The 10,762-nt window shown below is 68.8% G+C and carries 11 protein-coding genes and 2 pseudogenes; 8 read left to right on the top strand and 5 right to left on the bottom strand.

Annotated elements, in window-relative coordinates; all coding sequences use genetic code 11:
- The 4 genes and pseudogenes from MFF42_RS09265 to MFF42_RS09250 form a co-directional block, all read left to right on the top strand.
- Positions 1–363: pseudogene (locus MFF42_RS09265) on the top strand (lipid-A-disaccharide synthase); the annotation flags it as partial.
- Positions 360–842: a YaiI/YqxD family protein gene (locus tag MFF42_RS09260; protein WP_238255474.1), complete on the top strand. Its 483-nt coding sequence runs from the start codon at positions 360–362 to the stop codon at positions 840–842. The pseudogene MFF42_RS09265 and the gene MFF42_RS09260, both read left to right, overlap by 4 nt.
- 91 nt (positions 843–933) lie before the next feature.
- Positions 934–1,479 carry a hypothetical protein gene (locus MFF42_RS09255; RefSeq protein WP_238255473.1) on the top strand — a complete coding sequence of 182 codons (546 nt, stop codon included), beginning with the start codon at positions 934–936 and terminating at the stop codon, positions 1,477–1,479.
- Positions 1,476–1,751, top strand: coding sequence for a hypothetical protein (locus MFF42_RS09250; protein ID WP_238255472.1), 276 nt, complete (start codon positions 1,476–1,478; stop codon positions 1,749–1,751). The genes MFF42_RS09255 and MFF42_RS09250 overlap by 4 nt, the downstream gene beginning before the upstream one ends.
- Before the next feature lie 59 nt (positions 1,752–1,810).
- Here MFF42_RS09250 and gltA read toward each other — a convergent pair whose 3' ends face one another.
- Positions 1,811–3,100: a citrate synthase gene (gene gltA, locus MFF42_RS09245; protein ID WP_238255471.1), complete on the bottom strand. Its 1,290-nt coding sequence runs from the start codon at positions 3,098–3,100 to the stop codon at positions 1,811–1,813.
- Positions 3,101–3,577: 477 nt separating this feature from the next.
- Positions 3,578–5,002 carry a glutamate--tRNA ligase gene (gltX, locus tag MFF42_RS09240; RefSeq protein WP_238255470.1) on the bottom strand — a complete coding sequence of 475 codons (1,425 nt, stop codon included), beginning with the start codon at positions 5,000–5,002 and terminating at the stop codon, positions 3,578–3,580.
- Positions 5,003–5,157: 155 nt separating this feature from the next.
- On the opposite strand from gltX, the pseudogene MFF42_RS09235 reads away from it, so the two are divergent.
- Positions 5,158–6,009, top strand: a pseudogene (locus MFF42_RS09235) (DUF4131 domain-containing protein); the annotation flags it as partial.
- Between the two features lie 121 nt (positions 6,010–6,130).
- On the opposite strand, the gene MFF42_RS09230 reads toward MFF42_RS09235, so the two are convergent.
- Together MFF42_RS09230 and MFF42_RS09225 are read right to left on the bottom strand one after the other, a co-directional pair.
- Complete coding sequence (locus MFF42_RS09230) at positions 6,131–6,835, bottom strand: DUF1013 domain-containing protein (protein ID WP_238255469.1); 705 nt, start codon at positions 6,833–6,835, stop codon at positions 6,131–6,133.
- Positions 6,836–7,202: 367 nt separating this feature from the next.
- Complete coding sequence (locus tag MFF42_RS09225; protein ID WP_238255475.1) at positions 7,203–8,081, bottom strand: LysR family transcriptional regulator; 879 nt, start codon at positions 8,079–8,081, stop codon at positions 7,203–7,205.
- Positions 8,082–8,267: 186 nt separating this feature from the next.
- On the opposite strand from MFF42_RS09225, the gene wrbA reads away from it, so the two are divergent.
- The 3 genes from wrbA (at position 8,268) to dcd (ending at position 10,036) form a co-directional block, all read left to right on the top strand.
- Positions 8,268–8,867 carry an NAD(P)H:quinone oxidoreductase gene (gene wrbA / locus MFF42_RS09220; protein ID WP_238255468.1) on the top strand — a complete coding sequence of 200 codons (600 nt, stop codon included), beginning with the start codon at positions 8,268–8,270 and terminating at the stop codon, positions 8,865–8,867.
- 352 nt (positions 8,868–9,219) lie between these two features.
- Positions 9,220–9,477, top strand: coding sequence for a hypothetical protein (locus MFF42_RS09215; protein WP_238255467.1), 258 nt, complete (start codon positions 9,220–9,222; stop codon positions 9,475–9,477).
- Between the two features lie 22 nt (positions 9,478–9,499).
- Complete coding sequence (gene dcd / locus MFF42_RS09210) at positions 9,500–10,036, top strand: dCTP deaminase (protein ID WP_238255466.1); 537 nt, start codon at positions 9,500–9,502, stop codon at positions 10,034–10,036.
- A 5-nt stretch (positions 10,037–10,041) separates the two neighbouring features.
- Here the strand turns inward: dcd and MFF42_RS09205 are convergent.
- A partial coding sequence (locus tag MFF42_RS09205; RefSeq protein WP_238255465.1) for a protein-disulfide reductase DsbD family protein occupies positions 10,042–10,762 on the bottom strand: 721 nt, incomplete at its 5' end.

Genomic DNA, 10,762 nt, shown 5'->3' with positions numbered 1-10,762 from the left:
CGAGCGGCGCTGGCGGCCTCCGGCACCGTGACGCTCGAGCTGGCGCTCGCCGGCGTGCCGATGGTGGTGGCCTACAAGGTCTCGCGAGTCGAGGAGGTGATCGCCCGGCGCCTGATCCAGGTGCCGACGATCGTGCTGCCGAACCTGATCCTGTCCGAGAACGCCATGCCGGAATTCGTGCAGGCTGATTGCACGCCGGAGCGGCTGGCCGAGACGCTGGCGCCGCTCCTCGCCGGCGGCCCCGCCCGGCGGACCCAGCTCGACGCGCTCGCCCGCATCGACGGCCGGATGCGACTCGCCGGCGACGAGGAACCGAGCCGGGCGGCCGCCCGGATCGTGCTGGAGGCCCGGCGGGCGGCATGAGCGAGGACGCCACGGTTCCGAGGATCGCGATCTACGTCGATGCCGATGCCTGCCCGGTGAAGGACGAGGTTTATCGCGTGGCCGCCCGCTACGGCCTCCACGTCTACGTCGTCTCGAACAGCGTTCTCAATCTGCCGCGCGAGCCCTGGATCGAGCGCGTCGTCGTCGGCGACAGGTTCGACGCGGCCGACGACTGGATCGCCGAGCGGGCGGGACGCGGCGCCATCGTCGTCACCGCCGACGTGCCGCTCGCGAGCCGCTGCGTGAAGGCCGGCGCCGTCGCGCTCGCGCCGAACGGAAAAGCCTTCACGGACTCGTCCGTCGGCCTCGCGCTCGCGACCCGCAACCTGATGCAGGAGCTTCGGGAAGCGGGTGCCATCACCGGCGGGCCGAAGCCGTTCTCGCCGAAGGACCGCTCGGCGTTTCTCGGAGCGCTGGATCGGGCTGTCGTGCGCCTGAGGCGCGATCTCGGGATCTGACGTCAGGTCGCGCGATGCGCGGCCGGTCCTTTCGCCGACCGATCATGGGCGACGCCGCTTCTCGGGCAAAGCCGATGCTGTAGGATGCGGCATGCTCGATCCCGCCATCATCGAATCGCTCCATATCCCCTTCCCTCCCGAGCGACCCGCGCTGGTGGAGGAGCAGGTTCTGCGCAGGGCTGCCGCCGAGCAGGCGCTACGGATCGGTCGTCGGCTGGCCGATGGCTTCGACGCGGCGGCCAATTCATGGATCGCGACCATGGAACGGGCGCGCCGCTCGGTCGAAGGCGCGACGATCGAGAGCCGGTCCGCCGAGGATCTGCGGCTCCTCTCGGCGACGATCGACGATTTTGAAACGGTTGCGGAGATGCGGGCCAAGCAGGGCGCTCGATTGCAGAAGCGCATCGCCCGCGAGGTGAAGACGGCGTTCCGGACGGATCCTTCGCTCGCGGCCGCCCACCGCGCGTTCGGGGGCCGGATCGTGGCAACGGAGAAGCGAATCGTCGATGCGCTCCTCGATTATGCTCTCTTTCTGCGTGCTGTCCGGGCCGACATCGATCCCGCCGCCCGGGGGGGGCGAACATTCGAGACGACGGATGACCTTGCCGGTTACCTCGCCGGTCTCGGCGCTGCGTGACGATCCGACTGACGATCGAGGCCGGTTTCGAAGCCGGCCTCAGAAGCCTGCCGCCCGATCGCCGGAAGGCGGCCGGGCGGGCGTTGCTGAAGTTCGCCGAGGAGCCCGGCTTGCCGAGCCTCCGATTCCGTCCGCTCGTCGGCCGGATCGGTTATTTCATCATCAATCCGACGAGAGGGGATCGCATCATCCTACGGAAGGACGGTGATGACGTGTATGCAGCGGTCGATCTCGGGCCGCACGACAACGTGTATCGCCGCTGGGACCGATAGACGGCACGGCCCGCGACGAAAATGGGGGCGCTTGAGCGCCCCCGATGTCCTGGCTCTAATCAGCTCCGCTGGCCGATCGCCACGTAGTCGCGCCGGTCGGGACCGATATAGAGCTGGCGCGGGCGGCCGATCTTCTGGGACGGATCCTCGATCATCTCGGCCCATTGCGCGATCCAGCCGACCGTGCGGGCGAGCGCGAACAGCACCGTGAACATCGAGGTCGGAAAGCCGAGGGCCTTGAGGGTGATGCCCGAGTAGAAGTCGATGTTCGGGTAGAGCTTCTTCTCGATGAAGTACTCGTCCTTGAGCGCGATCTGCTCGAGCTGCACCGCGACCTCCAGGAGGTCGTCCTTGAGCCCGAGTTCGTTGAGCACCTCGTGGGTGGTCTTCTGCATGATGCGCGCGCGCGGGTCGTAGTTCTTGTAGACCCGGTGGCCGAAGCCCATCAGGCGGAAGGGATCGTTCTTGTCCTTCGCCTTGGCGACGTATTTCTGCACGTTCTCGGGGTGGCCGATCTCCATCAGCATTTTCAGCGCCGCCTCGTTGGCGCCGCCATGGGCGGGGCCCCACAGGCAGGCGATGCCGGCGGCGATGCAGGCGAAGGGGTTGGCGCCCGAGGAGCCGGCCAGCCGCACCGTGGAGGTCGAGGCGTTCTGCTCGTGGTCGGCGTGCAGGATGAAGATCTTGTCGAGGGCGCGGGCGTAGATCGGGTTGATGACGTACTCCTCGCACGGCACCGCGAAGCACATCCGCAGGAAGTTCGAGGTGTAGTCGAGGTCGTTCTTCGGATACACGAAGGGCTGGCCGATCGTGTACTTGTAGGCCATCGCCGCCAGCGTCGGCATCTTCGCGATCATGCGAAGGGAGGCGATCATCCGCTGCTGCTCGTCCGAGATGTCGGTCGAGTCGTGGTAGAAGGCCGAGAGCGCGCCGACGCAGGCCACCATCACCGCCATCGGGTGGGCGTCGCGGCGGAAGCCCTGGAAGAAGCGGTTCATCTGGTCGTGCACCATGGTGTGGCGCGTGACCCGGTAATCGAAATCCGCCTTCTGGGCGGAGGTCGGCAATTCGCCGAACAGCATCAGGTAGGCGGTCTCGAGGAAGTCGCCCTGCTCGGCGAGCTGCTCGATCGGGTAGCCGCGATAGAGCAGCACGCCCTCGTCGCCGTCGATATAGGTGATCTTCGACTCGCAGGAGGCGGTCGAGGTGAAGCCGGGATCGAAGGTGAACTTGCCGGTCTGGGCGTAGAGCTTGCCGATATCGACCACGTCCGGGCCGATCGTTCCGGTCTTGATGGGAAGTTCGACGTGGTTGTCGCCCACGATGATGGTGCTGGCGGAAGCGCTCATGGGATCGCGGACCCTTTCTCGCGACGGGAACAGCACCGGAGCGGGAGGCCCGCCTCCCGCTCCGTTGTGGCGCCGCAGCAGAGCACTGCGCCCGCTCACTGAAGCACCGGGTTAGCGGATCGGTCGGCGCCCAGCAACGGTGGGCCGCTCACGGCTTCTTCGCATATGCGAAAAATGGGCCGTGTCTGTCACCGTCCGGGCGGGATGAAACCTGCTTCGAGCCCCTCGGCGCAACAGGTGTCGAACAGTCTAAGCGCTCCGCCGGGACGATGATGACGCCGAAACGCCGCGTGAGGCAAGAGTTTCGGGTATCCGGCGACATCGTCTGCCGCCGTCCGAGTCGAGCGCTGTCATTCGCGCTGGATTGTCATTCGCGCCGCCGCCGTGCCGACGGCGACGGCGAGATCGCGGTCGGACGAGCCGATCCGATCGACGCGCCGGCATGCCGGATGCGTTGATCCGCCGCGTGCGGCGTCGTCAGGCCGGCAAACGATCCCGCAGGCGGGCCAGGGCCTCGTCGCGGCCGAGCACGGCCATCACGTCGAACACCGGCGGCGAGGTGGCGCGGCCGGTGAGGGCCGCCCGCAGGGGTTGGGCGATCTGACCGAGCTTGACCCCCTCGCTCTCAGCGAAGCCGCGCACGGCCCCTTCCGTCGCCGCGGCAGTCCATTCCGGCAGGGCCTCCAGCGCCGGCAGAAGGGCGCGCAGCCGCTCCACCGCCTCGCCGGCGAGCAGGCCCTCCGCCTTGGCGTCGAGGGCCAAGGGGCGCGGGGCGTAGAGGTAGTAGGCGCTGTCGAGGAGCTCGACGAGGGTCTTGGCGCGCTCCTTCAGGCCGGGCATCGCCGATACGAGCTTTTCGCGCAGATCCGGCGTCAGGGCGGTCGGCAGACCGCGCTCGGGACCGCGTGCCGGCAGGATCGCGTCGATGGCATCGACCAGCGCCGAATCGGCACTGCCGCGAATGTAGAGCCCGTTGAGGCTCTCCAGCTTCGTGAAGTCGAACCGCGCCGCCGAGCGGCCGATCGCCTTCAGGTCGAAGGCGGCGATCATCTCCTCGGTAGAGAAGACTTCCTGGTCGCCGTGGCTCCAGCCGAGCCGCACGAGGTAGTTGCGCAAGGCGGCGGGCAGGTAGCCGCGGTCGCGGTACTCCTCGACGCCGAGCGCGCCGTGGCGCTTGGACAGCTTGGCCCCGTCCGCCCCGTGGATGAGCGGGATATGCGCCATCGCCGGCACCTCCCAGCCCAGCGCGCGGTAGATCTGGCTCTGACGCGCGGCGTTGGTGAGATGGTCGTCGCCGCGGATCACCTGGGTGACGCCCATGTCGTGGTCGTCCACGACGACGGCGAGCATGTAGGTCGGGGTGCCGTCGGAGCGCAGCAGCACGAGGTCGTCGAGGTCGCGGTTGGCCCAGGTGACGCGGCCCTGCACCGCGTCCTCGACCACGGTCTCGCCCTCCGTCGGCGCGCGCAGGCGGATCACCGGCTTCACGCCCGCGGGCGCCTCGGACGGGTCGCGGTCGCGCCAGCGGCCGTCGTAGCGCGGGGCGCGGCCCTCGGCGCGGGCGGTCTCGCGCATCTGCGCCAGCTCCTCGGCGCTGGCGTAGCAATGATAGGCGTTGCCCGAGGCGAGCAAGCTCTCGGCGACGTCGCGGTGCCGCTCGGCGCGGGCGAACTGGTAGATCACATCCCCGTCCCAATCGAGGCCGAGCCAGCGCATCCCGTCGAGGATCGCGTCGATCGCGGCTTGCGTCGAGCGCTCCCGGTCGGTGTCCTCGATGCGCAGCAGCATCCGGCCGCCGAAGCGGCGGGCGTAGAGCCAATTGAACAGGGCCGTGCGCGCTCCCCCGATATGCAGGAAGCCCGTGGGCGAGGGCGCAAAGCGCGTGACGACCGGTGACGACATCGGCGGCTGGGAGGCTTCTTTTGAGAAAGTGGGGATGGCGGGAGGGCGGCCGCGGCCGGTCTCGGCCGGCGTGTAGCACGAGCGAGCGGATGCGTTAAGAATTCGTCACGTTTGCCCGTCGCGCGGGCATCGCAGGTCTCGGGACGTGGCGGGGCATGGCGCAGGGCGGCGGCAGGGCGATCGGCGGGGCGGTTCCGGCCCTCCTCGGCGGTCGCGTGCCCGCCCCCTCGCAGCTCTGGCACGGCACGATCGCGGCGTTGGGCGCCGGCCTCGCCCGCGAGGCGGAGCAGCGCCGGCTGTTCCCCTGGCTCGCCGTCGCCTTCGGCGCCGGCATTCTCGTCTTCTTCACGGCGACGGACGGGGCGCCCTCGCTCGCCGCACCGCTGATCGCGGCGGGGCTTTGCCTCGCCGTGACGCCGGCCCTGCGCGCCCGCCCGGTCGCGCTCGCGCTGGTCCTCGCCCTCGCCGCGCTCTTCCTCGGCTTCGCGGCCGGTATCTGGCGGGTCGCCTCCGTCGCGGGGCCGGTGCTGACCCGCGTCACCATCGCGCCGCTCGCCGGCCTCGTCGAAGGGCTCGACGAGCGGGAGGGCGGCGCGCGGCAGATCGTACGGGTCGAGACCTTCGGCGATCTCGACGCGGCGCAGCGCCCGCGGCGGGTGCGGGTCTCGACCCGCGCGGCGCCGTCGGTGCGGCCGGGCGACACGATCCGCGCCACCGCCCGCCTGCTGCCGCCGCCGGAGGCGGTGCGTCCGGGCGGCTACGATTTCGCCCGCGACGCCTATTTCCGCGGGATCGGCGCGGTGGGCTCGCTGGTCGGCAAGGTCGAGATCGGGGCCCCGGCGGAGCCGCTGCCGCCGTCGCTGCGCCTCGCGGCCGCGATCGACGCGGCCCGCAACGCCTTCACCCGCCGCATCACCGAGGCGATCGGCGGGCAGGCCGGGGCCGGTCACGCCGCCCTCGGCCAAGCGGCCGGGGTCCGAGCCACTCTCGGTCACGCCACCGTGGATCATGCCACGTCCTCGCGCCTGCCGCCGCTCCGCGGGAGCGGCCCAATGGCATTATTCCGCATATAGGGCGGGCGGGCGAGAATTTTCTTTCACGGGCGGCGGGCCGCCCAGCGGCGGAAAATCAGTCCTCGTCGTCGTCCTCGTCGATGCGGCTCATGCCCTTGAGCTTGGCGAAGACCGCGTCGGCGTTGAGATCCTCCTCCTCGCGCTCCTCCTCCCGCTCCTCGGCGGCCGGGGCGGTCGAGACCTCGGTCGGCAGGAGCTTGGCGCCGCCATCCGTCGGCAGCACGGCGGGGCGGTCCTTGGCGGCGCGCTGGACCTCGAAGTCGAGGTCGATCTGCGAGCAGAGACCCAGCGTCACCGGGTCCATCGGCTGGAGCGCGGCGGAGTTCCAGTGGGTCCGCTCGCGGATCTGCTGGATCGTCGCCTTGGTGGTGCCCACCAACCGGATGATCTGCGCGTCCTTCAACTCGGGATGGTTGCGGATCAGCCAGAGGATCGCGTTCGGCCGGTCCTGGCGGCGCGACAGCGGCGTGTAGCGCGGACCCTTGGTGGTGCGCTTGACCTCGGGCAGCTTCACCTTCGAGACCGCGACCTTGAGCCGGTAGTTGGGCGACTTCTGCGCCTTCTCGATCTCGTCGCGGGTGAGCTGGCCGGTGGTGATCGGGTCGAGGCCCTTGATGCCGGCGGCGACCTCGCCGTCGGCGATGCCCTTCACCTCGAGCGGGTGCAGCTTGCAGAAGTCGGCGATCTGCTCGAAGGCGAGCGAGGTGTTCTCGACGAGCCACACGGCGGTCGCCTTGGGCATCAGCGGACCTTGGGACATCGGACAAAGCTCCAGGCGATCAGGGGTCGCGGCAGGGAAACGGGCGGGATGCCGGAAAGGCTTCCCCGCGGCCTCCGGCCCGGTCAGGCCCGAAGGATCCCATGTCGCGATGAATGAGGGGATTGCCGCTTATAGAGGCGGGACCGGCCGTTGCGCAATCTGGTTCGGACGCGAAGCAGGGCAATCGCTCGAAGCTGCTTTGGCAGCTTCGCGGCGCGAAGAGCGCCGCGCGGAGCGGGCATTTCAGGACTTCGGTCCTGAAATGCACCGAGCGGAGCGAAAGCCTGAGCCCGCGGAGGCGGGCGCCGGCGATTGAGGCCGGCATGAACCAGGGCAATCGCTTCCAGGCGATTGCCCTGGGCGCGGATCAACGGATCGATCGCCCTTCCAGGGCGGGACGCAGCGGCGCGACCTCGGCGACGACGTGGTCCATGAAGGCGCGCACCCGCGCCGCGTGGCGCAGGTCCGGATGGGTCAGGAGCCAGAGCGAGCCGGCCAGTTCCGGCTCCGGCCCCGAGAGGCGGCGCAGTCCCGCGATCCGGTCGCCGCGGGAGCAGGGCAGCGGGCCGATGCCGACGCCCTCGCTGATCGCCTCGCACAGGCCCTGCACGGTGTTGAGGCGAAGCGCCACCCGCTCCGGCCCGGCGCGGGCGGCGACGAAGCGGGCGAACTGGCCGCCGGCCACCGCCTCGCTCGGCGTGACCCAGCACGCGTCGGCGGGATCGCCCGGCCCGTCCACCGGGCCGTAGACCGCCCAGGCGATGGTGGCGAGCCGGCGCCCGACGAGGTTGGGCGGCGGGTCGCGGGTGGCCCGGAGCGCGACGTCCGCGTCGCGGCGGGACAGGTTCAGCGCGTCCTCGGAGACGATGAGTTCGAGCTGCACCTTCGGATAGCGCGCCCGGAAGCGGCCGAGTATCGGCATCAGCAGATCGGTCACCAGCGTCGCCGCGGCGGTCACGCGCAGCAGGCCCGAGGGCGTCAGCGCGCGGTCGGCGACCTCCCGGTCGAAGCGCGCGACCTCCTCCTCCATCCGCCCCGCCGCCGCGGCCATCGCCTCGCCCGCGGGCGTCGGCACGTAGCCGGAGCGGTGGCGCTCGAACAGGCGCGTGCCGAGTCCCGCCTCCACCGCGGCGAGGCGCCGGAAGGCGGTCGAGGGGTTGATGCCGAGATGCGCCGCGGCCGGGGCCAGCGCCCCCCGCTCGGCGATGGCGCGCACGAGGCGAAATTCGTCCCAGGCCACCGGCACCGCGCCCTCCGTCTTGCAAGTTTGCAAGCGTGATCTTGCACGGCAGGGCGTTTCTGCAAACAGCGCGAACCCTCATACTCACCCGTGCATTCGACGCTCGGGCCGTCATGCGCGCGTCGTCCACGTCTGAAAGCGAACACGGGCTTTCGGGAGGACGCGCCGGGTCCGCGAACAGGAGAGACGATGATGGCGAAGGTTCTGGTGCTCTACTACTCGTCCTGGGGCCATGTGGAGCAGATGGCGCGGGCCGTGGCCGAGGGCGCCCGCGAGGCCGGGGCCGAGGTCGCGGTCAAGCGCGTGCCGGAGCTGGTGCCGGACGAGGTGGCCCAGCAGTTCCACTACAAGCTCGACCAGGAGGCGCCGATCGCCACCGTCGAGGAACTGGCCGAGTACGACGCGATCATCTTCGGCACGCCGACCCGCTACGGCAACATGGCCTCGCAGATGAAGCAGTTCATCGACCAGACCGGCGGCCTGTGGGCCCGGGGCGCGCTCGTCGGCAAGGTCGGCTCGGCCTTCACCTCGACCGCCTCGCAGCACGGCGGCCAGGAGACCACGCTGACGAGCTTCCACACGGTGATGTTCCACCACGGCATGGTGGTGGTGGGCCTGCCCTACAGCTTCGCGGGCCAGAACGGCGTCGAGCAGGTGAAGGGCAACACGCCCTACGGCGCCACCACGATCGCCGACGGCGACGGCTCGCGCCAGCCCTCCCAAGTCGAGCTCGACGGCGCCCGCTTCCAGGGCCGCCACGTGGCCGGCATCGCGGCCAAGCTCGCGGGCTGAGCCGCCATAACAATCTGTGCTCGGTGCCGGACAGGCCGTTTCCTCTTTCATTAGAAGAGGAAACGGCCTGCACCTTGTCATTCAGACTGCTGACACATGTATCGAAAACTTTTTCGGAACAGACCTTTGGAATCGTTTTCTTGCTGCCGAGCTCTGCTCGCCATGGTTGAAAAATTCCCTGATTAAGGAATGTGAAACCGCTTCCGACTCTGGTGACATATGGCTAAGCTCGGCCTCTCATCCACAGGCCGGGACCGAACTATCGACGACGGTTTCGTGTTAGCTGTCGCGTAGACGCGTCTTTCGGCTCCGCCTATGTTCACATTTTGTTTCCCAACCTAGCGAGGCGCCCATGTTCGTTAGATGCAAGCTGATCGCAGAAGGCCCAGGCCCTTCCGAGGTCATCGTCAGCATCCAGGCTGCCGGGGGACATGAAGAGGAGGTTGTGCTCTCTAAGAAGCAGGTTCACGACAACATGGTCGATGTCGGGACAGCACTGCTTGCGGAGGGCGGCAAACTTCTGATTGAATTGCCGCGCGAGTCGGCCTCTGGGCGCTGGCGCATTTGGGTCGACAAGGCTCAGACTGTGCAGTCAGAACTCGCTGCCTGAACATAGAACTGGGGCGAGCGCAGTGATTCTAACGGATCGAGAGATTGAAATTGCGCTCGCCAAAAAGCAGATTGTCATCGAACCTCAGCCTAATCTACGCGAAGCTCTGAGTTCGACGACCCTCGATCTAACTCTCTCAAACAAATTTCTAGACTGGAATGCAATCCCAGGCACAACGGTGAGCCCAGGTGCATCGGACTATTCATATAAGACGATGCTTCCGCTCCAATCTGAGAAAACCTTGTCTGCCTATGAGCTCAATCCAGGAAAGTTCGTTCTGGCTTGGACTGCGGAAGACGTTTTTCTTCCCGAAGAATCCCGGATAGCGGCTAGAGTCGAAGGTAAAAGCTCACTCGCGCGGTTGGGTGTCGGAATTCACGTAACGGCACCCACGATACACTGTGGTTTCAGCGGCAACATCCAGCTCGAAATGTTCAATCTCGGCCCGCATAAAATCATGCTGACGGCCGGAATGAAGGTCTGCCAGCTGATATTCGAACAGACATACGGAACCCCTATCAAGGGCTACTCAGGTATATTCGCAGGCCAGAAAGCCTAAGCAACTCATCGAGCCGCCGCGACGTCCCCTTTGCCGATCGCCGCGAGCACGATCCCCTCGGTCAGGATCTGCGGCAGCACCTGCGCCGCGCCCGTCCCGCGATAGACGAGGTAGAGCGGCACGCCGCTGCGGCCGTGGTGCTCGAGGAGGCGGGTGATCTCCGGGTTCTGGTTGGTCCAGTCGCCCTTGAGATAGGCCACCTGCCCCGCCCGGAACGCCGCCTGCACGCCCGCGCGGGCGAGCACCGTGCGCTCGTTGACCTGGCAGGTGATGCACCACGCCGCCGTCATGTCCACGAACACCGTGCGGCCCTCCGCCCGGAGCGCGTCGAGGCGGGCCTGCGTGAAGGCCTCCTCGCCCTGGGCCAGGGCGGTGCCCCGCGCCGAGGCGCGGTCGCCGTCGAGGACGGCGACGAGGCCGAGCGCCGCGACGAGCGCCGCGACGGCCGCGACGCGGCTCACGCCGGTGCCGAGCGGTCCGGCGCCGCGCGCCCGCTCCCAGGCCCAGGCGGCGAGCGCGACGAGCACGAGGCCGGTCAGCCCGGCGAGGAGCCCGTTGGGGCCGACCTGCTGGGCGAGCACCCAGATCAGCCACGCCACCGTGGCGTAGACGGGGAAGGCGAGCGCGCCCTTCAGCACGTCCATCCAGGCGCCGGGGCGGGGCAGCAGGCGCAGGGCCCGCGGAAACACGGTGAGGCAGAGGAACGGCAGGGCGAGGCCGAGGCCG

Origin of the sequence: Methylorubrum podarium (assembly GCF_022179745.1) — a bacterium.
GTDB lineage: Bacteria > Pseudomonadota > Alphaproteobacteria > Rhizobiales > Beijerinckiaceae > Methylobacterium > Methylobacterium podarium.
The sequence above is the reverse complement of the archived record's forward strand: the minus strand, read 5'-3'. Positions and strand labels throughout refer to the sequence as shown.